Genomic DNA, 22779 nt, shown 5'->3' with positions numbered 1-22779 from the left:
GCTACCTACTGGGCAACCCACACGGTCACCAGTTACCGTGAGAACACGGTCCCAACAGAGGCCGGAACCAACTAAACGAGCCTCCAGCAAAGCCGGGGCGATTCAGAGCGTGGCTGATCCGCGTCGAGGATGTGCGGCGGCGGGTGGCGTAACCCGGCGGATCAGCTTTCCGCCGGCACCAGCTTGGCGACCGCGGCGTCGATCGCCGCGCCGATACCGGCGTCCGCAACCGCCTGGACAATCAGTTTCCGCGCCGCCTGGAACGTACGCGCCGAGGACACATCGACGGTCGCTGCGAGCTTCTCCGCCTTCTCGCCGAGAGAAGCGATCTCAAGGTGCAGGTCGTCGGTGTTGTCGTACTTTGGGAACGGCACCAGGAACACGTACTTGTCAAAGTGTCGCGCGCCGTATAGGCCCAGTGTCTGAAGAGGTTTCACCCTCTCCAGCACCGTGCCCGAGTTCAGCACCGCGCACAGATACCGCGCTTCCGACTCGGTCGAGACCTCGGCCCAGTACAGGGAGAAGTCGATGATCGCCCGTGAGTCGCGCACTATCGCCGCTGCGAGCTTGTTCCCAGTCTTCGTGTAGACAACTCGGATCGAAGCGACTGGGAGTTGTGCCGACAGCTGCCCGTGAAAGTCGATGCGGTCGAGCAGCTTTCCCTTGTCTGACTCCGACTTGTTCGCGCCCCACAGTTCCTCAGCCTGGTCCCACCAGGACTTGAGCCCGGGGTGGTCATCGATGGCTGACTCTTCGAGCACATCGGCGTCGTTGACCGGGAGTACAGTTCGCCGCGGTTCCAGTGTGCGGTAGGGAAGCACAGTCATACCGAGGTATGTAGGACGAACGAACTTCGTCTCGACCGTCGCGCTTATCGCGGCCAGGTGCTTCCAAGGCTTCGGCTCGTAGGTGCTGCGATTGGACGTCACCGACACTCGGCCCGCTCCGGCGCCGAGTGGGCCTGCAGGTACTTCACGGACAAAGAGAACCATCTGCGGAGCGAGAACGGCGCCCTGACGGAACTCCTTCTTGTACGGCGACTCCGGCCTCACGGCGCCGGCATCGTGCGCAGACACAGCGCCATCGCCGATCGTGATCTTGTCCTTCGCCTCTTCCCACGGAATATCCGGTCGCGCGAGGTATCCGGTCCAAGTGCTGATGGCTTCCCCGATCGGGGAAGCCGACGCCGAGCGCTTGCCGTGGACTACACAGGACACCATGGGGAAACCGGTTGTGACATCGGCCAGGCCCCAGCTGACTCCGAACTCCACTGCGAGGTGTTCCGAGTTCCTCGTCATCCATTTGCCGGTGCGGAAGCCTGTGTGCGGCTTACGGGTAAGAATCCCGTACGGCATCACAAACGCGAACGCGCCACCGGGACGCAGGTATAGCTCCACTGCTCGCACGACAAAGAGGGTGGATAGATCACGGCTGGCCGCCCCTAGCCCGCCGGTCAGCAAGTTGCGCGGCTTAGCCAGCTTCTTGTAGCTCTCCTGCATCGCGGCGGTCATCTTCGCGTAGGGCAGCCATGGCGGGTTACCCACGAGCACGTCGACGCGGTTGTCGGGCTCAGCCAGCCACAGGGGGCGGATCAGGTTGCGGACGTAGTAGCCCCAGATGTGGTTCTTTCCCGACTTGTGTAGTGCCCGCATGGTGGCGAATGTCTCACGCAGGATCTCGGCCTCGTCCTCGGTGATGTTGAACCGCCTCAGGACGGGGTCGATCAACGTTCCGTTCTTCTTGTTGGACGTGTCGAGGGCCTTGTCTGCCATCTCCGAGACCAGGCGATCGAACCGGCCAGCGTCCCCGAGGATGCTGCGCGGGAAGACCAAGTCGTCACCGAAGAGAACACCGCCGCCGCCGGCGATGATGGAATCGCCCTCCGTGCTGATAGTCACCCTGTCCACGCCTCCGATGAGGTCGCGGCTCTGCTCCCACTGCATCGAGTCCCCGAGGTAGACGGGAATCGCCAGCGGTCCCCGCTCACCATCCTTGAGTCGGTCGAGTCCGATCGCCAACAGGTAAGTGACCCGGGCGAGAGTGACGGCGACGGGGTGCACATCCATCCCAATCACGTGCGCCGTGACCTCGTCCACCGCGGCCGCACTGGCAGTCCCCGCGTCATCGGCTGCCCGCAGGTACCGCCTGATCGCATGGAACAGGAACGTCCCAGACCCGCAGCTGGGGTCGGCCACTCTCGAGCCGAGCGGGTCAGTGACGGTTGCCGCGACTACCCGATCCGCGAGCCAGTCCGGCGTGTAGTACTCCCCGAGGCGTTGACGCTCCTCGGGGGCGATTACCGATTCATAGAGGATCTTGAGAACGTCGTGCTCGACCTTGGTCCAGTCGAATCGTGCGATGCGCCGACCGAGTTCTGCGACGAACTCTTGACCGCCATCGACCTGTACCACCCAATCGAAGAAGTCGGCCTCGACGACACCGTGAATCTGGGCCTGCTGGAACTCCGTACCTGACGTCAGCTGAATCGGCGACAGGCCGCCACTGGGTGAGACGTCCCATCCGATCGCGGCGTGGGCGATAAGCTCGGCGGTAATCACCAGCAGCGTGTGGTTGATGAACAGGTCGGGGTCATCGACGAAGCCCTTGCCGAACGCGGTACGAAGCAGCTTGGCCCAGAGTTCGCGCTTGAGCTTCACCTCTGCGTGGTCAATGTTCGCTTCGAATAGAGCCGCGAGGGACGCGTGATCGAGCTGATGGCCGGGAGATTCGGCACCGAGGCGATCTTCGATCTCCTGCGGAGTGGGTTTGATCTGGTCCCTGGTCGCCATGACGGATTCCAGCCACACCAGAAGATGGTCGACGTCCGGCGCACTCGGGTTCAGTTCGAGCTCGGAGACAGCGACGAGCACCCCGTCCCTCAGGTTGTACAGTCGCCACCCGGTGCCGTCAGTCAAGATGCCGACGTAACGGCTACCGAGCTCGATGTGACGCTGCTGGACATACCCCGCGAGCTGCTCCTCGTAGTCGGCGAGATTTCCGACGCGGAGATCCTTCTTCACCTCGATGACGACGTGACCCGCTTCGATGTCGATGCGACGCCGCGTGCCGTCGGCAACCTGCGACTCCATCTTCACGACGTCATCAGAGTCGAGGCCGAGGCCTGAAGTGGTCAACAGCATGTAGATGTCGGCCTGGATCTCCGCCTCTGGCCTCGCCGGGGTGCGGCGCGCAAGGCGGGTGACGGTCTCGACAGCGAGTTGGCTGGGCACGAGATGACCATAGGCAGTGATACCGACACACGCGCCAGATCCAGATCCGGGCGTTTCGTGTGCGGCGCGGCCGACGCTGGGGAAGGTCCCCGTCGATTGCTCACGCGGCCGTTAATCTGCCCGAATGGGAGGAAATGGCGGTCCGGATGGGACCGACGCTGTCGGCTTGAAGGCTCCGCGGCTGGGTGAAGAGACCGCGGAGGTCATGATCACCGTCAAGACCTACCCCAACCCGAGCGACAAGTACCTGGAGACTGTCTGCGTTGCTGGCGTGCGACTCGACCGCGAACGGCCTGAGTGGATTCGCCTGTACCCCGTCCGGTTCCGCAATGAGGACTTCGACCGGACGTTCAAGAAGTACGACGTGATCCGGGTGAACGGCACCTACCACCAGTCCAACGATGTCCGTCCGGAGTCCTTCCGCCCTCGCCAGGACGAGATGGCGCGCCTGGCATGGATCGGTACGAGCAGCAACTGGCAGGGCCGCCGGGCGAACCTCGATGGGTTGATCGGCACGAAGACCATGTGCGACCTGTTGGCCCAGAATCCGGTGGGTGAAATGACCAAGCGGGCGCCCTCGCTCGGCCTGATCAAGCCGTACGACATCAAGGTCACCGTCGAGGACGGGCAGCCGTGGAGCAAGTCCGAGCAGGCGAAGATCGACAAGGCGTCGGCGCCGGATCTGTTCGGCACATCACTGGCTCCGCTGGAGCCGGCGCCCTTCGTCGTCCGATACAGGTACAAGTGCGCGACGGCGACATGCAAGGGCCACGACCAGAAGGTCCTGGATTGGGAGGCCGGGCAGGGCGGCCGCAAGTGGCTGCGTGACTACGGTGACCGCGGTCGGGCCCGCGAGGCGATGTTGACGAAGTGGCGTGGCGAGATGCTGGCCGAAGACAACGACGTGTACTTCTACGTCGGGAACCAGAACGCCCGGCACTGGGTCTTCTCCGTCCTCGGCGTGTGGCGGCCGAAGATCGAGGACGCCCTCTTCTAGACGTGCACCACGGCAGCGGCCGGGCGGGCTTTCAACAGCTGGCGGACCACGATGTCGCGGTGGCACTCGGCGTGGTCATGCTCGAAGCACAGCAATGCCACTGCCCCGCCGTCCAGGAGTTCGCATACGTGGGCGAGCGCATCGGTGGCGGCCGAGCTGTCGAGCACCTCCCGGTACCGGGCGCGGGACTCCGGCTCACCGGCGCGGAACCCGGCGCGGTTGTCCTTCGGGTTGCCCAGCGCACGATGGTGCACGTAGCGGATGCCGACGGCGGCGAGCGCCTCAGACAGCTTCGTCTTCGACAGTCCCGGCTTGCGACTCAGCGGGGTCAGTCGAACGTCCACGAGCACGCGCACGTCCTGCGCGAGCAACTGGGCGACGAGGTCGCCGACTGTCCGCCCCTCGTAGCCGATGCTGACCAGGGTCCCTTCGGCGGCGTCGTGCGCGGCGGTGGTGTCAGAGGTGCCCATGGGTCCCAATGGTGCATCACCGAGCGTGCCGACGTGCAGTGAACCCCCGGTGACGCGATGCAACCGTGACTGCGACTCAGAAGTCTTGATCCACCCGGCGCAAGATGTTCGCGAGCATGATCACCGAGTCCGCGGCGATGCCGGCCTCCCGCCGCGTGGGCGCGGTCGAGTGCTTCACGCTGTGCGCCAGCTCGATCACCTTGTTCGCGACACCGCGGATCGCCTCGTTGTCGCTGCCCGCGAGCGAGTCCTCGACGTACCTGCCGATGCGCTGCTTGGTCTTGTCGGCCGGCGGCTCGGTCTCGCCGTCGCGCAGGTGCACGTCGGGGTCGTAGATGGTTCGGCTAAGGGCCTCCAGCACGCCGACGGCGCGGTTACCGACGTCGCGGTAGTCCTGCGCGGTGGTGGCGCTGCGGAAGCGCCGGCGAAGCTCGGTGAGCTCCTCATCCACCTTCGGCCAGCCCGTCTTAGTGTGCGGCGACACCGCCTCGGCGTTAACGGCTCGGAACTGGGCGTCCTCCTGCCGATCCAGCTCCGCTTGTACCGGGGCGAACAACTCGTTGAGCAGCTCGCGGCGGGCGTGCCAGGAGTTGTAGCAGCCGTTGCGCAACCAGTGAGCCTTGAAGCTGGTGAAGTCCCGCCACGGGAAGCTCAGCGTGATACCAATGCGCGAGAGGGTCGCGGTGAGTGCGCGCTGCGCGATCGCAACTTCCTTGTCGTCGAGGGTGTTACCGCCGCCGGTGCCGAACGCGATCAGTTCATCCCATACGAGGTGGGTGAGCGCGACCGCGGCGTCGAGGTCGTCCGTTCCGGCCACGGGACCGGCCGCCAGTTCCTTCAGGAATGCTCGACGCAGTTTGGTCGTCGTGGTCGTGCCGCTGGTCCACGGACTGATCGTCTCGCGCTCCTCGAAGAAGTCATCCGGCCCCATGAGGGTCGACGCTACCGATTCCCTGCGACATGCATCGCATGCTGATCTGCGGGATTCGGCTTCCGGCCCCGCTGGAACCGCCAGATCGCGTGGTCGAGGGCCGTGGGCGACATGTCGAGTTCTGGCGCCGCGGCGGTAACGATCTCGGCAGCGAACTCTGAACCAACGCTGCGGCGCGGAACATCCAGCGCGTCGGCGACGAATCGGCAGATCATCCGGTCCGGCTTCACCCCCGGGAATGCCCGCGAGCATCAGCACGTACCGCCGCGTGATCCCGGAGCGCTGGCCCTTCACCGCGCACCGCGCCTTCCGTACCTGCTCCAGGCGGGCCTCATCGGTGGCGGCTTGGCGAAGGGCAGGCGCAGTGTCGATGCCCTCGGCGGCGAGCACCGCGGCCGCGTCCCGGATCGCCTCCGCCTTCAGGATCCCGCCGCGGGTAGACGTCCGGTTGCGGGTGCCGATTCGCGCCGCCCAGCCGTCCGGGCCGTCCAACTCGTCGAAGGTGGCGAGCAGCTCTGCGGTGCCGTCGATGGCCGGTTCTCCGCCCTGCTCGCGGCGGTAGGCCCGGTAACGGTCGAGTACCTTCCCCACGCTGCGGTAGGTGACGCCGGTGGACTGCACGCTGTCGACCATGCAGAGGGCGAGACCGTCCCGGTAACCCTTCGGTGCCTCCGAGCCGCGAAACTGCTCGCAGGCGGCGACGAGGGCGTGGAGCTGCTCGGCTGTGTGGGGCATGGGCGACAGCGTCGCACGGTGGGGTGACAACGCGGACCGCTATTCGCCCTGGAGCGCCCTGGCGAACGCGAGCTTGAACTCCGCCTGCCGCCCCGATGATGGGAACGGGATGCGCACCTTGCTGACCGGCAGGCCCGCGACTGCCAGCGCGGTGTACGCCGCGTCGTAGACGTCGGCCTTGATCAGGATGATGCGTTCGGGTTCCAACTCCGCGATCCGGTGCAGTCGAGGCGGAACGTGCGGCCGCAACTCGGCAAGACTGTCCCGGCTGTTCACGATGGGATCGGGCTTCAGATCAATCAGGAACACCCCGCGGTCGCGCAGCTGCTCCAGCAGGGCCGCCTTGTTGTCCCTGGTGAGTTCGGCGCCCGGCAGGAGTGCCTGCACGACCGCGCGGAACAACCAGTCGTGCTGCGCCACGTCGGGGAAGTAGAAGTAGCGGTCGTCGGCGTCGGGCGGCGCTTGCGCTACCAGGAGCAGCCGGATCCTGCTGGGCTGGTACCGGCGGGCTGCCGCGGCACGGCGCTCGCGGACCTCGGCGGTGGTCATTCCCCGGCGCTGTCGACGCTCTCCCAGCGCGTCCAAGTACCCGTCGGATACGCGCGCAGCACCACACCGAGGTAGATGATCTCGAGGGTGCCCCCGTTCTCGTCGGCGCGCAGCTTCTCCGCGTCGAGGTAGCGGGTGCCGGCGACGTGCTCGACCTCGCCAGAGTTCAACCACACCGTGACGGCTCCCCGCCCCGACATCAGGCACTCGGCGTAGTAGCGCGAGTCGCACTCCATCACCGACGTGGCCATCGGCCCCGACGCTGCGTAGAACCGCTCGGCCGCCGTCACATCACTGCTGCTGTTAGTCATGCTGGAAACGCTACTTCGGGACCGTGCAGACGCCCCGGGGCGCGATCCGCCGACGATTCCGCGGCGGGTCGCCTCCCCGCGGGCGTTCTCTGTTTTAGTAAGGCATGCCCAGGCACGAGGCCGGTGAGGGTGCAGCGATCGCTTCGCCTACTAACCCTCCAGAACGGGTACCGCTTGCTCGCCATGTCGCCGCCGCCACAGGTTGCCCACGTCATCGGCGAACTGAAGGTCCGCCCGCACTCCTGTCGTTCCGGGGAGCTATACATCACTTCCGACGAATGGTCCCGGCGATGACTTGAGGGTAGCTGTCGCTCCACATCGCACGCGATCGCTGCTCGGCTGTTGGCCGAAAGCCGAGTCTTACGTCCCTGAGTCTGCGGCTGGGCTCGTGGGTCCGCCGTAGCGTTCGAGGTGCCAGAGGACGTGCTTCAATCGTTCGGCTAGTCGTCGACCGTCCTTTGAGCTGGCGCTGACCGCGGTCAGCTGTCGTTTAAGTTCGTCGGCTTCGGCACGGAGCCGACGCCGGTGGCCGGCGTACTCGGTTGAGCAGTTGTGGCTGCAGAATAGTGCTTTCCTGCCAGGTTGCCCGATGGCGTAGGTCACCTTGTTGACGCAGCTCGGATTCATGCAGAACGCCTCGATCGAGTGGTCGCTCAGGGATGAGTGCAGCGTGGAGGCGGGCCGCGACGAGCGCGCTGCAGGGCGAATCGACGGATCCTTTGGAGTCAGTGCTGCCTTGTACACGGTGGTGTCACCTCATGAGATGGGCTTCGATGTATGTGGTAATCATAGCGAGCTGACGTCTTCTCATGCTGGTAGCAAGGGGTGGGAGGGCAACATGCAGTTCCTGTTAATCACTTGACGTTGGGCCGATCAACACCTAGCTTGTTGACAAGCCCGCCGTAAGGCGGGACGACCGGTGAGGCTGCGCCAACAGCCTGAGAACCGGTCGTCCCATGGCAGGCCCTGATGACCGGACGCGAATCCGAAGGAGCCCGCCGTGGGCGATTCTATCGACGTACCCCGACATCGTGCACCTGGCTGTGCGCTCCGGCTCCCGCTGTCTCCGCCTACCCGGCCGTATAGGACGTGTGTCCTCGACTCGGGGGCGGAGGCCGCGCGATGCGGTCGCTGACCAGCTCGACGCTGTGGCGATCGGTCCCCGACCCGGCGCACTTCGCGAAAATGGAGCAGGGGAGCGGGTACGACGGGGACGAGGTGGCTGCCAGGACGACGGTCCGCTATATCCCTGCCGGCGGGGCCGAGGCGACGAAACCGCTCCTGGATGTCGATCCGATGTGTGTCGACGGTGGGCGGATGGCACGGCCGATCCCCAAATACAAGGGTCGCAAAAACTATTCGGGGCACGACGCGCTGACCACGGGTGGACGTGTCGTGGAGTTCGAGTCGAGGCTCGAGCACGCCCGCATCATGATCGCCGACTTCGACCCCACGGTGACCGCGATCAACTCGCAGGTAATGGAGCTGGTGTTCCGTCCACCGAACGGTAAGCCACGCAAGCATTTTCCCGATCTGCTGTTGCTGGGTGCCGATGGGCCGACGGTCGTCGATGTCACCAGCGAAACTCGCCTCTATAACCCGAAGCGGGTGGAGACATACACGTGGACGGGTGCGGCCCTGCGCGGAGCTGGGTGGCGCTATGAGGTGTGGTGCGGCGCCGACCCGATCGTGATGGCGAACCTGAGTCTGTTGAGCGGCTATCGGCGCGAATCGGTTGTGGACCCTGCGATCGTCGCGGCCGCGACATCGCACGGCCGGTCGTCGACTATGGAGGATCTGGTGGCGCACCTCTCGGCGGACTTCCCATCGATGTTTGTCAAAGCTGCTGTGCGACATTGTATGTGGAGGTCGATCTATCGGTTCGATATGTCGGAGCCGTTGGAGTCGTCGACCTGGCTGACCTACCACAAGCTGCACGATGCCCGTCGTTGAGGCGGCGGCGCCCCTGGATGTCGGCAGCCACGTCCGGTTCCGGGGCGATGTGCTGCGGATCGATGCATACGACGCGACGCGCGTTACCACCCGTGACATGGGCCGCCAGATCGGACGCACGATATCGATGGCGGCGTTCTTCGCCGAGGCGCAGCCGTGCACGCGCGCCGGCGAGACACTCGCCATCGAGCAGGATCTCCAGTGGAATCTGACCTCGGATGCCGACAAGCGGCAGGCGTCTGTGGAGACACGGGAACTGTTGTGGGTCATCTTCGGTACCGAACTCGACAAGATCTCCGACTACGAGCAAGCCGCTCCCCGCACGGGTAAGACCCGGCGTGTCAAGGAGCTCGCCGCGAGACGGCAGGTCTCTGAACGCACAATCTGGCGCCAGCTCGATGAGCTGCAAGCGGCCGGTGGCCCCACGGGGGTGACCCGACCGAAAGCGACCCGCCGGCGCCGCAGCGCCATCGATCCCCGCTGGGAAGACAAACTCGGCGAGATCATTTCGCGCCGCACCGGGGACGCGACGTGGGATGTCGCGCCAGTCCTCGAGGACGTCGAGGACGAACTCATCGAGGAGTTCGGCGAGGGCGTCGTGCGGGTGCCGGGAAAGTCGACGGCCTACGCCTACGTCAAAGAGAACTTTTCGCATCTCAACTCCTTCAAGGGGTCGGCGAAAGCTCGCCGATCGATCGCTCAGCGACCCGAAATCTCACTGCGTCAACTGAAACCGACACACGCGGGCGAGTACGTCATCATGGACACCCAGGTCCTCGATGTCTTCGCGATGGAGCCGGCGACCAGGCGGTGGGTGCAGTGCCAGCTGACCATCGCGATGGACCTTTACACCCGGGCAGTGGTGGGGCTGTCGGTGACACCGGTGTCGACGAAGGCCGTTGATGTCGCGACCGTTCTGTTTGAGACCTGTCATCCACGCCCGATCCGCGGCCCGATCAACCCACGTACCACCTGGAACTACCACGGAGTGCCGGAGAACATCGTGTTCACCGAGCGCAGCCACCACTGGGGCATGCCACTGGTGGCCGCGGAGAACCTGATCGTGGACAACGGACGAGCGTTCATCTCCACCCACGTTATGGAGGTCTGCCACCGCAAGGGCATCAACCTCTGGCCTGCCCAGCCATACAAACCGACCGACAAGCCCACGGTAGAACGGTTTTTCGGCAGTCTGCGACGCCGACTGATCATGCGTCTCCCCGGCTACAAGGGCCCCGATGTGTATTCGCGGGGGCTCGACGCGGAGGATGACGCGTTCTTCTTCGTCGACGAGATCGAAAATATCATTCGGCATTGGATCACCCGTCACTACCACAAACGCCGCCACGTAGGACTGGTGGATCCCCGTTTCCCCCACGAAAAGCAAAGCCCGAACCGGATGTACGAGGTCTCGGTGGAGGTTCACGGGCTGGCGCGGATGGCCAGCGATCCGTATGCCTTCGTCGAGTTCCTGCCGACTGCGTGGCGGAAACTGCACCACTACGGTTTCGAGGTCGGCAAGAAGCGTCGCTATCGCGGCGATATCCTGAACACCTTCGACGGCCGGGTCTCACCGTATGCCGGTCACCACGCCGGGCAGTGGCCCATCCGCTACAACCCCGACGACATCACCCGTGTCTACGTGCAGGACCCGCGCACACATCGCTGGCACGAACTCGAGTGGGAGCACGCCCACAAATTCACCGGCCCGATGTCGGAAGACACCTATGCGGTCCTGCGTAAGTGGGCTCTACGCCGGGGAGAGTCGCCGGAGCGGACCAAAGATATTCTCGTCGACTGTATTTCGTCGATTGACATGAGTCGCCATGACCGTAACGCTCTCATACGGTCGGTCCACATGTCCGACAAGCGCACGCGCGGCACTGCCGACACGATATTGGGTCCGGCACTGGACCCGGACCTTGCCGCGCCGGAGAGAACTCCGAAACACGTTGAATTGGAAGAGATCTCGACCTGGGATCTGTCTGAGGTCGATGATGTCGTGGCCGAGTGTATGCGGGCCGCCGGTGTGGCAAGCGAGGGTGCTGAGCAACTGCGCCCCACCGATCCCGTCGAGGACACCGACAACGAGACGGCGACAGACGACGAGGAGTCGGCCGAGGAGGAACCCACCGGCGGGTTAGGCGCGTTCACCGCCCATGCACCTGACGGGCTCGATGACGACGATGACGACGATGACGAAAACTATGTCCCACAGGCACCCGAAATTCGTTGATTGACAGCAGAAGTGGAGAGGAGAGCATGATTCACACCGGTCGATGGGACCTGACCCGCCGCGAGGGCTGGCGAGCGTTCGTGACGTCCGAACGCAGAGCCCGCCCGGACGTACTGACCGTGCGCGAGCTGAATCGGCTGACCCATGAGGCGCGAGAGGACTACGACGACAGACGACTGGACTTCCACGCGAACTTCGGTGTCATCCGAACCCCCCAGCTGGTCCAGGCACACGCTCTGATGACCATGGTCCTCGACACCGGCCTACGGGTGGACTCCGACAGAGTCAAACCGTCAGTCGTCATCGACGCGGACGCCGGCGTCGGGAAAACCACCACCGTCAACGAATACCTCCGAGAATTCGAGCGACGAGAACTGCGCAAGTACGGGGAGCGCACCGATCGGGGACATGACCGGATCCCGGTGTGCCGCGTCGGTATGAGTGCAAAAGCGGGACTCAAACCGGTTGTCGCGACCCTGCTCAGGTTCTACGGCGGCGCACAAGTCGACACCGACTCCCTTCGCCGCAACGAACTGTACGAGATGCTGATCGACTATGTCGACCGCACCGATACCCGCATCATCGCCGTCGACGACATGCATTTCGTCGACCCCACCTCGAGGGACGGTCTGGCCGTGTCGAACTTCATCAAGGGCGTTTCCAACGACCTCGGTGTTGCGCTCGTCATCACCGGAGTCGACCTCGCCAGCCGCGGCCTGTACACCGACGGTAAAGCCTTCAACACCACCAGTTCTCAGAACGGACGCCGGTGGACGCCGGTGAATCTCGCTGCATACACGAACAAAGGACGCGAGGGGAAACGGGCGTGGAAGGACCTGCTGGCCGCCTACGAACAACAACTGGTCCTCGCCGCGCACGAACCCACCGACCTCGTCTCACACGCCCAGTTGATTCACGATCGGACACAAGGTTATTTGGTGTCTCTCAATCACCTGATCACGCGCGCCGCGAGCTATGCCATCGCCACCAAATCCGAACGGATCACCGAGGAGATCCTGCGACTGGTGCCGCTGGACTACATCGCCCAGTCCTACTGGGAAAACACTGCGGGAAAGAACATCGCCGCATGACCGGGCACGAACCGGTGCGCCGGCTCCCGTTCGCGGCACGACTCGACCCCGGCCAAACCTTCGAGAGCCTGATCGAATCCATGGCGATCGACTACCACGTCAGCGTTGCTGTGATGCTGCGCCGGCTCGACATCACCTCGGAACGCACCACACACGCCCTGCTGAATCCCGACGTCACCACCATGGCCCACCTGGCCGATGCGTGCGACCTCGACATCGACCAGATCAGGGCCGCGACGCTCGGCTGCTACCGAGACGTCGGGGTCGCACCGTCCAGCTACAAGCGATCACGCAGCGCCACCGCGCAATGGACACTGTTCACCCGCGACAGCGGTGCCCGCTTCTGCCCCGCCTGCCTGACCGAGAGGCCCCGTGTCACTCCAGTGTCATGGCACTTGCAGTGGACGTTCGTCTGCCACGAACACCAGGCCGTCCTGGTTGATCGATGTCCCCGGTGCGCTCACGTTCCCCGCTCGGAGAGAACCGGCGGACCCACCGAATGGTGCCATGGCTCTGTCAGAACGTGATCCGCAGCGGCGGCGCGACAAGCCGTGAAGTTTGTGGGTTCGACCTTCGTGACGCCGAACCCACCCGACTGGGTACCGGACATCCACTGCTTGCGACCCAGGCATGGATCGATGGGGTCATCGGTTCGCCAGGCCGACCATCCTCGGCCACCACGCATGTCTGCGGAATCGACGTCCCGCGCATCGAAACGCTGTGCGCGCTGTCACAACTGGTGCGGCGCATGGTGCTGCTACGCGTCGACACCACTGATGCGGTCACCCACAACCTGGGCACACCGCGGCGCATCACCACCGGGGTCACCCCACCACCCGGCGACGCCCCGGCCCAATCGGTCCTCGCCGCCACCGTGGCGTGCGCAGCCCGCTTCGGGGAGGCCGCGACGATGGCCGTCGACTGCCTGGCTGCGCCCACCCAGGCCCGCGCTGCACACGAGATGGCCCGCTACGCCGACCTCGCCCTCTCGAAAACCCCGCGGGAGGACATGACCGACGGCGCGGCCGACTGGCGTTCGGACACACCGAGACTGCAGACGCGTCACCGCGCGGGTCTCATCGATGCCATCGACCTCGCAGGCCAGGACCTGACCCCCAGCGACCAACTCACCTTCCGTCTCCACAACCGCATCCCCCGTAGGCCCCTACCGTCGACCATCGCCCTTCCCACCTGGCCGCACATCGCACTCACCGGACTGACCGCTCGCCACATCCCGCAACGCCTGTGGCCCAACGTCATCGCCGCCCTACCGCAGAGCACCCACAAAGACACCGGAGCATTCCCCACGGTCGCAGCAATGATGCTCGCGCGAATCGGCACATACACACGCTGGGGCCCGATCGCCCTGCAGATGGCGCTCCCCTCAACCTTCGCCCGCACCCCCCAATCGGTGATGGCACGCCTGATCGACAACGACATGTTCGCCGAAACCGCGTTGGTGCTCGATGCTCTCCGCGAATGCCTCGACGACTCCCCACCCCCGATCGACTACGCACGCCGCCGATGGATCTTCCGCAAGCTCATCGACCCGGGCCGCGGCTGGCGCCAAGCCTGCCGCGACGCCGACCTCGTCGCCACCGACCGCCGCCGAATGTTTCTGGGACATGCACTCTTTGAACTACTCACCGGCAGCGACGCCCGGTTCCGAACTCACCAATCACTACCGGCGGGAGAGATCCGCGTCGCGTACAAGCACTTCCTGGCGTTGGAAGCGGGAGCCCTCCACGAGTTTCTCCGCCACAAAGCCGAAAGCCTTCTCCTGCGCCACAGGATCGACGAACCGATCCAGTGGGCCCCCACCTTCGACTACGACGACGGCTGGCGATCACCAACCCCCGATCTCGAAAGAAGCCTGCCCGGGTGGACCTCGCCGAGCCGGACCGACACGCTGCGCCAGTCCAGCCGCGACCACACCACTCAACAGGTACTTGACGCATTCACCACCGGCGGCCACCTCGATCACATTCTGACCGACATCATCGCCCACCAACGCACCGGAACACTCGTCCACGGACCCTCCCTCGACGTGGCGATCGCCGGCCTCTACCAAGTCACCCATCAGCAGTGGACCTTGGGCGCGGTGGGCAGCGAACTGCAAGGCCACCTCGTCCATACCTTCGGCTCCACCATCGATCTCGACCTGTGGGAGCCCCGTGCGCACGCCCCTACCCAGATTGTTCCCCAGGAGAGGCCCGCATGACCGACTACCGGACACCCCTTCCCGATCCCACGGCACTGTTCGCCGACTGCAAGACCCCAAGAACTCGCCTCAGCTACACGGGGAGATGGTCGTACTTCATCGACTGGTGCAGCAGCCACGACGTTGCCGCGGCACCCGCCACCTCGACCACCGTCATCCGATACCTCTGGGCACGCACCGACATCGATCCGACCACCGGCGTGCCGAGACGCGCGCGGAGCACCGTCCGCGGCGACTACGCGGCGATCATCTACGCACACCGCCGTATGGACCGTACCTCCCCTGATCCGACAACCGGTGCGCCGACCATCCCGATCTGGGCCGACCACCGAATCCAGGACGCACTCAACGAGATCGACCGTCAATACCCCACCGACGCAGAGCCGGAACCTTCCGTGCGACCACTCCGAGCCGATCACCTCAAACACATGATCGTGACAGCACGCACCAACGCCGCAACATGGGAAGAACGCGCGATGGAGCGACGCGACACCGCGCTGATTCTGCTGCCGGCCATGAGTGGACTCACCGGCCGTGAAAGTGTCCAACTACAGATCGCCGAGGTCCACCGCGCCCGGCAACAGTGGTGGATACGCGTCGACCGAATGCGCTCGCAGACCAAGCAAGCCCCCATCGCCATCTGCCACCACACCGACGTCCACCTCTGCGCCCCGTGCGCGTGGGTGCGCTGGCTCGAAGTCCTCGACACCCACGCGACACGACAGCGACACGGAGTCATCAGACTGCTCGCCCGCGGCCACGAGCAGCGCTGGCACGTCTGCAAGCGCAGACCCGCCATCCACGGTCTCACCGTCGACAGCCCCTGCTTTCCCGGTGGCACCACGGGACGCTTCCGCGAACGACACCTCACCGAGTACACCGCGACTCGGGCAGTTCGCCGACGACTCGCGGCCGCCTATCCCGACATTGACCAGACCGGATATGGCGTCCGCAGCCTGCGCGCCGGCTATCTCGCCGACGCCATAGACGCCGGACACGACATCCGTCAGACCGCCAAGAACCTCGGCATCGCGTCACTGAACGTCGACGCTCTCCACCGATTCGATCACCCCCACGACACAGAGGACGACCATGTACATACACGCTGACGACCGACCCGTCCAGACAGCAGACGGCCCCGCACGACAGTTCCTGATCATCGATGAATACACGCGCACGATCCTCGCCGCATGGCTGGTTCTCGACAACGATCCTCTCCACCAGGACAGCAGCCCCAGCGGGCCCCAGCGACAGGACCAGCATCGCCGACCCCGCACCATCGTGCCGCCGCGATACACCAACGAGTGGGCGTACTTCGTCGACTGGGCCTGCGCATTCGACCACGAGTACCTGCCGACCACCCCAGCCGTGGTGGCGGAATTCCTCAAGTTTGAGAACCCCTCCGAACACACGCGCCGCGGCGCAGTGTCGGCCATCAACGCCGTACACCGGGCCAATGGGTTCCCGCCACCCGGACGGAGCATCATGCTGCGCGCCATGCTCTCCCGACGGTTCCGGGATGTCGACCTGGCGCGCCGTGCAATCGCGAACCAGCCCACCACCGGCTCAGCGATGCTCCGAGGCCGTCGCGATGCGCTACTGCTGTGGCTGACCGAAATACTGGTGGTCCCCACCTCAGTGATCGCGAACCTGCGCACCGACGGCATTCGAATCACCGAGAACACAATCGAACTCGTCGATCACGACATCACCGTACCCCTCGATCATGATGACCCCAACGGGTTGTATCGAGTCATCGCACGATGGGCGACGGTCGTAGCACGAGCCGACGACAACGGCCCGATGGATACCTTTCCGGACTGCGAAGAACTCACGCCAGCGGGCGTCAGACAGGCACTCGCGGGCCGGTCCCAGCCGCTCATCCCCGGGATCGATCAATGGGGCAACATCATGCCACGCGAAGACAACAGTGCGCGAGGACTCTCCGCAAGCGCGGCACGAGCCGCCGCCAATCGCGCACTCCAGTACGGCGACACCGGACCGGACCCAGTGGCCGAATTGGCAGGTCCCCAGTAACCGGTCCAGGTAGTTCTAGAGCCGGTTCCTTGTTGTGATCGTCAGTCGATCTCGCAGCCCACGGGGTGATGTTGGTGGGTGCATCGGGCAGCGTACTCGGTCGGGGTTTGGTAGCCCAGCGCCGAGTGCCGGTGTCGGTGGTTGTGGTCGTCCTTGAAGTCCTCGATGACCACGCGGGCCTCCAGCAGGGTGGGCCAGCAATTGCGGTTCAAACACTCATCGCGCAACCGGTTGTTGAACGACTCGATGAACCCGTTGTTCCACGGCGTGCCGGGCGGAATGTAGGAGATCCCCACCGACCCTGCGCAGAACGCTTGTAGGGCCTCGGAGATGAACTCAGGACCGTTATCCATGCGCAGCACCATCGGTGGGCCACCCCAGATCGCGAAGACCTTCTCCAACTCCTCGATCAACCGCTCGGCCGGGATGGACCGGTCCACGATGTTCAGCAGCGACATGCGGGTGTGTTCGTCGACCATCGACGCGATCTTGACCTTCTTGCCGTCGATGGTGGAATCGAATTGAAAGTCCAATGCCCACACCACCTTCGGTGCGTCCGCGACAACGATCGGGACCGATGACTGGCCGGCCCGTTTCCGGCGTGGCGCGCGCCGGACCTGCAGTCCTTCCTCCTTCCACAACCGGTGCACCTTCTTCTTGTTGATCTCGATGCCGTCGTCGAAGCGCAGGTGTGCCCACGCCCGCCGGAACCCGTGCCGTGGATTTTTGCGGGCATAACCACGCAGCTGCTCGCGCAGTGCGGCGTTCGGATCGGCCGGGGTGTGTGCTTGCGGCAGCCGACGATACGCGGAACGGGACAGCCCAACTACCCTGCACGCCATGCGTTCTGACATGTTCTTGACGTCTGTGAGCATGTCGATGGCGGCGCGTTTGGCGGTTGGGCTCAGAATTTTCCCTTGGCTATCTCCCGCAGCGCGTCTTTCTCCAACTCGGCATCGGCGAGCAGCCGCTTGAGTCGGTTGTTCTGCTCGCGTAGTTCTTTGAGTTCCTTCGCGGCGTCGCCGTCCATGCCGCCGTACTGGCGGCGCCAGTTGTACAAGGTCGCTGCCGACACCTCGAGGTCGGCGGCGATCTCCTCACCGGTCTTGCCTTCCGCGGCCAACTCGTCGGCCCGGCGCAGTTTGCGCACGATGTCCTCCGCCGAGTGACGCTTCCGTCCTGCCATGTTCTTCATCGTCCCTTCTCTGCCCTCATCAGGGCAATCAGGACTCTAAAACCACCCGGGCCGGTTCACTGGGGACACGCCACTGGCGTGACCGCAATAACCCACCCCGACGCCGGAACCCTACTGCTCGCAACCGGCAGCAAAGTGCACTGCGACGACGGCGACGCGGAAATCACCTGCCGCGACGACACAGACGTGACCATACGGTTCCGGCAGACCGGCCGGCTGCGGACCTGCACCATTTTGGATCTGATTTTCCAGGCGGAGTTCTATGTCATCGAGTAGCGATGGTTGTCCACGCAATTTTGGATGCACGGTAGCTGTACTCACCCCCCGCATGGCGGCATCGCCCAAACCGACCAGCGCGGCCCCGTCGGACACACTTCTTAGTCGGCTGCGCGCGAAGACTCAACTCGCCGTGGAACTCGAGGAGTCGGAATGAACGATCCTCCGTGACATCGATTCTCTGTCGCTATCCGGCGTTCCGATCTACGTGGTGCGGGGGTCACGGCGGTGGCTTCGTCTTACTTGGTGGAGGGCTACTGCCCCGAGTTGTCCGGGCTCACGCTGGGAGAGTTGATCGCTCTGCTATCTGGTGCCGGTCGGATCGACTCACCGGCCATATCGGCCTTTTGCGTCGAGGTGTACTGACTGACACCCACAATCGGACTAAACAGCGATGCCCGGGGTCAATACACGTCGACCGCGCCGTCACAGGCCCGCGTTACGGCAGCGGCCACACGGCGGTTGCGAACAATTCAGGTGGGTCGAGGGCCACGACGGCACGTTCACCCGTGTCGGATCTGCCGCGTTCCCGGATGTGTCCCCTGATCGTGGCGACGGGGTCGCCGATGTCCCCCTGGGTGTCGACGATCCGGAGAAGACAGTCGACATGCCGGCCCCGGTAGCCCGAGTCTGCGGGGTGGACGCCCAGTTCCGACGGCCCGAAATCGTACTTCTTCGGTCGACGCCTGATGAGGCTCGGGCCGCCAGGCGGTTTAGCGAAGTAGCTGCACACATCAAGGTCCTTGACCCCGTTGCCGCCGCCGAGGTAGTGCTGGGCGCCACCCTGGACGAGGGCGGTGAGCAGGAACCCTGCCGCGACGTCGGCGTAACCGTATTGATCGAAGAACCAGGCACGATCGCGGCGGGCAATCAGGGCCAGACGACGTAGGTGGTTTTCGGTGAGGCGCTCGTACGAGCGTTCCGCGATCAGATTGCCACTGCCGCTGCTCTGCATGGCGACAGCGTATCCATCCGCGCAGCGTTTCGCCTCTGCTCGCCCAGAGTGCGCATACGCAGCGCGTTGATATCAACGCGCCAGCGTTTGGTGCGATTGCGGATTGCGAACACCGCCAACGCGAGCAGCACTGGCCCGAGGACCCGCACGATGATGTCGATGACGACACCGACACCGACACCGACACCGACACCGGTGAAGGTGACATCGGAGGTGCCGACGGGCCGGAACAAGGCGATCGTTTCCTGCGCGGAGAACAACCACGCCCGCTGCGCCGAGAGACCGGTCGATGGTGGTGCGGACGAGGTGACGGCACTGGTATCGAGGTTGACCGCTGTCGGGGTGCTGGTCGATTAAATCTGCGCCCACGCGTCGTTGGTGAAGCACCAGCCGACGACAGCGATGACCACTATCAAGTGTTGCCAGCGCCCGCCACGCCCGTAGTCCGTATCCGGAAATCAGCCAGTACGCGGTGAGTAGCCACCGCTCCACCGACATCGGCGCGGATGCGAGGCGCCGCGTCCATTTCGCCGTGGTAGAAGTCGGCGGCGCCCGGCTCATCCTTGGAGCCCTCAAGCGCTTTGCGTAGGGACCGGTAGGTGGCCGAGACGGTGCGAGGCGACGGTGTCGGCACTCCTCGTCACCGAGGAGGAGTTAGCGGGTTCCTCGGTTCGCGCATAGGGTGTTGGCGAGGTGGCCCGAACGGTCAGTTCGTCTCGGATCACGCGACGATCCACGCGCCACCACGTGCGGCCGTGCGCGTGCCACGTGCGCGTCTCGTCGCGTGCGCCCCGGTTGCTGGTCAGTCCGGAGTCTCCGGCGATCACAAGCTCATCGAGGCCGTCGACCGAGGTGAGTGCGCATTCCCACAGGTCCATCCCGGACAGCGTCACCCCGGCCACATGTGCACGATGCAGAGAGCCGATCGCAGCGCGGCGGCCCGGGGTGAGTGCCGTCGTGAGTGTGCGGTCGAGGCGTAACAATGCCAGCACGTGCCTGAGCCACGCGTGCACAGGCATCCCGCCGGCCGCAAAGTGGTGCCAGCGTCCACGGTGGCCGGGTTGGCACCCGCGTCTCGCCCCCGGGAACGAAACCCGCACGTCGGCTGTCCGGGACATCGGGCACTGCGACCGGCACGGCCTCGATCAACGACCCCTCCGCCAGATCGGCATCCGTCAGATCCACAATCGCGCCAGCCGCTCCACCGCCTGCAGCCGCTGCGCCGTCACCGACCCGGCCGCAAGAGCGAGGCGCATCTGCGACTCGAACACCGCACCGGTCAGAACGACTTGCTCTGCGACCAATTCTTCTGTCGACAACCCGACCGTCGACCACCGCGTACCGCTCCAATCCAGCGCTCGGAACATCGCTTTGTCGAACCAGGCGGGGCCGATGAACCTCGCCGTGTCGAACGCGACGACGCCGGTGAACTTTGCCCAGTGAAACATCGTGGTCTCCATGAACGTGGCTTCAGTGAGCTCAGCGTTGCCGGTGAACCGAGCGTCGTCAAACCGGGAATCCCAGCGAAAGCCGCTCCATTGAACCCGGCGCCGTGGGTGAAGGCTGCCCGGTCGAATCGAGATCGCTCAGCGAAGGTCGCTCTATCGAACGAGGCACTTTACCGTCTCATGTGTATCTTGGGGACATGCACTACGCTGCTGCTCAGAAAGAATCAGAACCAGTCCGACGATACCCGATCCGATTACAGTGGAGATAAGTGAATTCAACAATCTTAGATGAGCTAACCCTCGCTCAGAAAGAACTCAGTGATACGCGGCGATCTTTGGCGGAGCCGCAGCACGCTTTAGAACGCATATTTGCCGCGATTCGAAGCGGCGAATCGGCCTGGTATGAAGGGCAACTGGTCTTGGAGGATGCCTTACTACTTACTCGTGCCCTAGCTCGCGCCTACTCTGGTCTCTGGATCTGGGGGACTGATTTTGAACCTTATGTAACTGAGGTGCTGCGTACTGATGTTTGCGGACTACACAACAAATGCTATTTGCGCCTGACCGAGTTGTCCGATTGGTTAACCTCAACCGTCCAGAAGGAAATGCGGGAATCGGCGGAGATCCATACCCTCGAACTAGAATTACGGACACTCGTAACGCAGGCCGAGGCATATCTATTTTCGAACCCAGCTTGCCTGGTTGATTCTGGCTGGCAAGCATCTAGGGAGAAGTTGATAAGCAAAGTTTATCAAATCTACGTTGACCTAGCGGAACTCGAAAGATGCGCTCCCGATGATCGGCACGACCTTTATGAGTGGATCCGTGCGAATTGTGAATCTCTATCCGGTTCCCTCGGTGGACCGCGACTCGAACTCCCCGACGAAGTGTTTCAGGGACTCGGTGACCCTCGTGTGGTAGCGGATGTGTTTATGAGCCGGATTCGCAGTGCTAGCTCAAACGAGCAACGACTAGATCTCCTGGAGAAGGTAGTGCTTAAATCTGCACGATTAGGGGCACCTTTCTCTGACGAGCAGGCCAGTTTTATCGGAATATTTGGAATAGAAGCACCTAATGTTCTCAGGCGCGCCGCGTCGAATGACGATCTTGCGGATAGGGTCTCCGCAGCTTGTTTGTCTCTGAATACCTGGGGGCAAGTCCACCAACTTAGTGGCGAGACCTTTGGGAATGTATGGCATATAATCTCAGACTTCACGAATATCGTTGCTCTGAACGGCCTAACCCGAAAGTATGTAGCCGTATCGGTCGACAGAGAACTAGTTGAAAGATTCTTAGACGCGGCTATTTCTGACTCGGATGCTCGTCACGAAGAATTGCGCAAGAAAATGGCTTCTGCGTTGAAGTTAATCACTAGGGAGATCCACGAATCGGGCGAATCGCGTATCAATCCTGTCGGTTACGCCGCTCGTTTCCCCTGGCTCTCCTACGGAAACTTGTCTGAGCAGACGGCAGTACTGAACCCCTACCCCAATAGTAGGTCATCAACTCACGGACCTCCAGAAACGTTCCGAGTCCTATTTGCAGATAGCAGCATGGATGAAAGCAGGCTTGTATGTGAAGTTGCGGAGCGATCTGGTTGGCGTATTGTCTTGTTCAACTCGCTCGTCCCAGGCGATGAATTAGTTCATAAGAAAATTATGTCCGATACGACCGAAGCGCGCTCCGTGGCATTCTTTTGCCATGGCTTGAACGACGAGCACGACTACAGGAAGAGTGGACTCTTCTTAGGGATTGATAGAAATCAGCGCGAATGCTTCCTGACGCCTGGAATGAGTGCGAGTTTGCGATTGTTGCCAGATTCTGACGTTATCATCATCGCGTGCCAGTCGGGAAGTACAAATTTTAGACTGCCTGGTGCGGCTATCTCGAACGGTTTCGCATATGCAGGTGCGCGCAGTATCTTGTCTACTCTGTGGTCAATTCGAAGGAGGCTGGGTTCCGAAGCCTTGCGCCAAATTATTGAATCGATCGCAGCTGATCATACTTTGGAGTCGTCGTACTCGAGTCTGATGCTGCGAGATAAATCGAGGTACTGTTCATTATCACTACAGTCGCGGGCCCGCCTCGTTCCTCCTTCGACGAATTTCGATTGACAACTTGCCTGCGCGAACCCGAGTTCGGTG

Annotated in this window: 20 protein-coding genes; 10 read left to right on the top strand and 10 right to left on the bottom strand. The window is 63.5% G+C overall.

What is annotated here, in order from left to right:
- Nucleotides 1-161 precede the first annotated feature (161 nt).
- On the bottom strand, nucleotides 162-3230 hold the full coding sequence (locus GBRO_RS23435; RefSeq protein ID WP_012836320.1) for an N-6 DNA methylase: 3069 nt from the start codon (nucleotides 3228-3230) through the stop codon (nucleotides 162-164).
- 124 nt (nucleotides 3231-3354) lie between these two features.
- On the opposite strand from GBRO_RS23435, the gene GBRO_RS23430 reads away from it, so the two are divergent.
- Nucleotides 3355-4227 (top strand): hypothetical protein, encoded by an 873-nt coding sequence (locus tag GBRO_RS23430; RefSeq protein WP_227892817.1) that lies wholly within the window; start codon nucleotides 3355-3357, stop codon nucleotides 4225-4227.
- On the opposite strand, the gene GBRO_RS23425 is transcribed toward GBRO_RS23430, so the two are convergent.
- The 4 genes from GBRO_RS23425 to GBRO_RS23405 all read right to left on the bottom strand — a co-directional run bounded on the left by GBRO_RS23425 (nucleotide 4224) and on the right by GBRO_RS23405 (nucleotide 7223).
- On the bottom strand, nucleotides 4224-4697 hold the full coding sequence (locus GBRO_RS23425) for a DUF488 domain-containing protein (RefSeq protein ID WP_012836318.1): 474 nt from the start codon (nucleotides 4695-4697) through the stop codon (nucleotides 4224-4226). The genes GBRO_RS23430 and GBRO_RS23425 overlap by 4 nt on opposite strands.
- Nucleotides 4698-4773: 76 nt before the next feature.
- The gene (locus tag GBRO_RS27270) at nucleotides 4774-6261 is read right to left on the bottom strand and encodes a hypothetical protein (RefSeq protein ID WP_227892816.1); all 1488 of its coding nucleotides are present in this window, start codon (nucleotides 6259-6261) and stop codon (nucleotides 4774-4776) included.
- Nucleotides 6262-6402: 141 nt separating this feature from the next.
- Nucleotides 6403-6912, bottom strand: a complete 510-nt coding sequence (locus GBRO_RS23410; protein WP_012836316.1) for a hypothetical protein — start codon at nucleotides 6910-6912, stop codon at nucleotides 6403-6405.
- Complete coding sequence (locus GBRO_RS23405; RefSeq protein ID WP_012836315.1) at nucleotides 6909-7223, bottom strand: hypothetical protein; 315 nt, start codon at nucleotides 7221-7223, stop codon at nucleotides 6909-6911. Before GBRO_RS23405 ends, GBRO_RS23410 begins: the two co-directional genes overlap by 4 nt.
- 1122 nt (nucleotides 7224-8345) lie before the next feature.
- Between GBRO_RS23405 and GBRO_RS24880 the strand changes: the two genes are divergently transcribed.
- The 7 genes from GBRO_RS24880 to GBRO_RS24870 are packed head-to-tail and all read left to right on the top strand — an operon-like array spanning nucleotide 8346 to nucleotide 16761.
- Nucleotides 8346-9176 (top strand): TnsA-like heteromeric transposase endonuclease subunit, encoded by an 831-nt coding sequence (locus tag GBRO_RS24880; RefSeq protein ID WP_012836313.1) that lies wholly within the window; start codon nucleotides 8346-8348, stop codon nucleotides 9174-9176.
- Nucleotides 9163-11412 (top strand): Mu transposase C-terminal domain-containing protein, encoded by a 2250-nt coding sequence (locus GBRO_RS24875; RefSeq protein ID WP_012836312.1) that lies wholly within the window; start codon nucleotides 9163-9165, stop codon nucleotides 11410-11412. Before GBRO_RS24880 ends, GBRO_RS24875 begins: the two co-directional genes overlap by 14 nt.
- A gap of 26 nt (nucleotides 11413-11438) precedes the next feature.
- Nucleotides 11439-12503, top strand: coding sequence for an AAA family ATPase (locus GBRO_RS23385; protein ID WP_012836311.1), 1065 nt, complete (start codon nucleotides 11439-11441; stop codon nucleotides 12501-12503).
- On the top strand, nucleotides 12500-13030 hold the full coding sequence (locus tag GBRO_RS23380; protein WP_012836310.1) for a TniQ family protein: 531 nt from the start codon (nucleotides 12500-12502) through the stop codon (nucleotides 13028-13030). Before GBRO_RS23385 ends, GBRO_RS23380 begins: the two co-directional genes overlap by 4 nt.
- On the top strand, nucleotides 13003-14724 hold the full coding sequence (locus GBRO_RS23375; RefSeq protein WP_012836309.1) for a hypothetical protein: 1722 nt from the start codon (nucleotides 13003-13005) through the stop codon (nucleotides 14722-14724). The genes GBRO_RS23380 and GBRO_RS23375 overlap by 28 nt, the downstream gene beginning before the upstream one ends.
- Complete coding sequence (locus GBRO_RS23370; protein WP_012836308.1) at nucleotides 14721-15833, top strand: hypothetical protein; 1113 nt, start codon at nucleotides 14721-14723, stop codon at nucleotides 15831-15833. The genes GBRO_RS23375 and GBRO_RS23370 overlap by 4 nt, the downstream gene beginning before the upstream one ends.
- Nucleotides 15817-16761 carry a hypothetical protein gene (locus GBRO_RS24870; RefSeq protein WP_012836307.1) on the top strand — a complete coding sequence of 315 codons (945 nt, stop codon included), beginning with the start codon at nucleotides 15817-15819 and terminating at the stop codon, nucleotides 16759-16761. Before GBRO_RS23370 ends, GBRO_RS24870 begins: the two co-directional genes overlap by 17 nt.
- Nucleotides 16762-16802: 41 nt before the next feature.
- Here GBRO_RS24870 and GBRO_RS23360 read toward each other — a convergent pair.
- Nucleotides 16803-17947, bottom strand: a protein-coding gene (locus GBRO_RS23360) for an IS3 family transposase (protein ID WP_370452936.1) whose coding sequence is annotated in 2 segments (ribosomal slippage) — nucleotides 16803-17680 and nucleotides 17680-17947 — 1146 coding nt in all. Because the reading frame shifts where the segments join, the coding sequence is not laid out codon by codon here.
- A gap of 87 nt (nucleotides 17948-18034) precedes the next feature.
- Between GBRO_RS23360 and GBRO_RS26125 the strand changes: the two genes are divergently transcribed.
- Entirely contained in the window at nucleotides 18035-18232 is a 198-nt protein-coding gene (locus GBRO_RS26125) for a hypothetical protein (protein ID WP_012836304.1), read from the top strand.
- Between the two features lie 439 nt (nucleotides 18233-18671).
- Here GBRO_RS26125 and GBRO_RS23350 read toward each other — a convergent pair whose 3' ends face one another.
- The 4 genes from GBRO_RS23350 to GBRO_RS23335 all read right to left on the bottom strand — a co-directional run bounded on the left by GBRO_RS23350 (nucleotide 18672) and on the right by GBRO_RS23335 (nucleotide 20635).
- Nucleotides 18672-19187, bottom strand: coding sequence for a hypothetical protein (locus tag GBRO_RS23350; RefSeq protein ID WP_012836303.1), 516 nt, complete (start codon nucleotides 19185-19187; stop codon nucleotides 18672-18674).
- The gene (locus GBRO_RS23345) at nucleotides 19160-19447 is read right to left on the bottom strand and encodes a hypothetical protein (protein ID WP_041920067.1); all 288 of its coding nucleotides are present in this window, start codon (nucleotides 19445-19447) and stop codon (nucleotides 19160-19162) included. Before GBRO_RS23345 ends, GBRO_RS23350 begins: the two co-directional genes overlap by 28 nt.
- 312 nt (nucleotides 19448-19759) lie before the next feature.
- On the bottom strand, nucleotides 19760-20179 hold the full coding sequence (locus GBRO_RS23340) for a hypothetical protein (RefSeq protein WP_041920066.1): 420 nt from the start codon (nucleotides 20177-20179) through the stop codon (nucleotides 19760-19762).
- 183 nt (nucleotides 20180-20362) lie between these two features.
- Complete coding sequence (locus GBRO_RS23335; RefSeq protein WP_012836300.1) at nucleotides 20363-20635, bottom strand: hypothetical protein; 273 nt, start codon at nucleotides 20633-20635, stop codon at nucleotides 20363-20365.
- A gap of 269 nt (nucleotides 20636-20904) precedes the next feature.
- Between GBRO_RS23335 and GBRO_RS25590 the strand changes: the two genes are divergently transcribed.
- Nucleotides 20905-22749, top strand: coding sequence for a CHAT domain-containing protein (locus tag GBRO_RS25590; RefSeq protein ID WP_012836299.1), 1845 nt, complete (start codon nucleotides 20905-20907; stop codon nucleotides 22747-22749).
- The last annotated feature ends 30 nt before the right edge of the window (nucleotides 22750-22779 follow it).

This window comes from Gordonia bronchialis DSM 43247, assembly GCF_000024785.1.
Taxonomy (GTDB): Bacteria; Actinomycetota; Actinomycetes; order Mycobacteriales; family Mycobacteriaceae; genus Gordonia; species Gordonia bronchialis.
The sequence above is the reverse complement of the archived record's forward strand: the minus strand, read 5'-3'. Positions and strand labels throughout refer to the sequence as shown.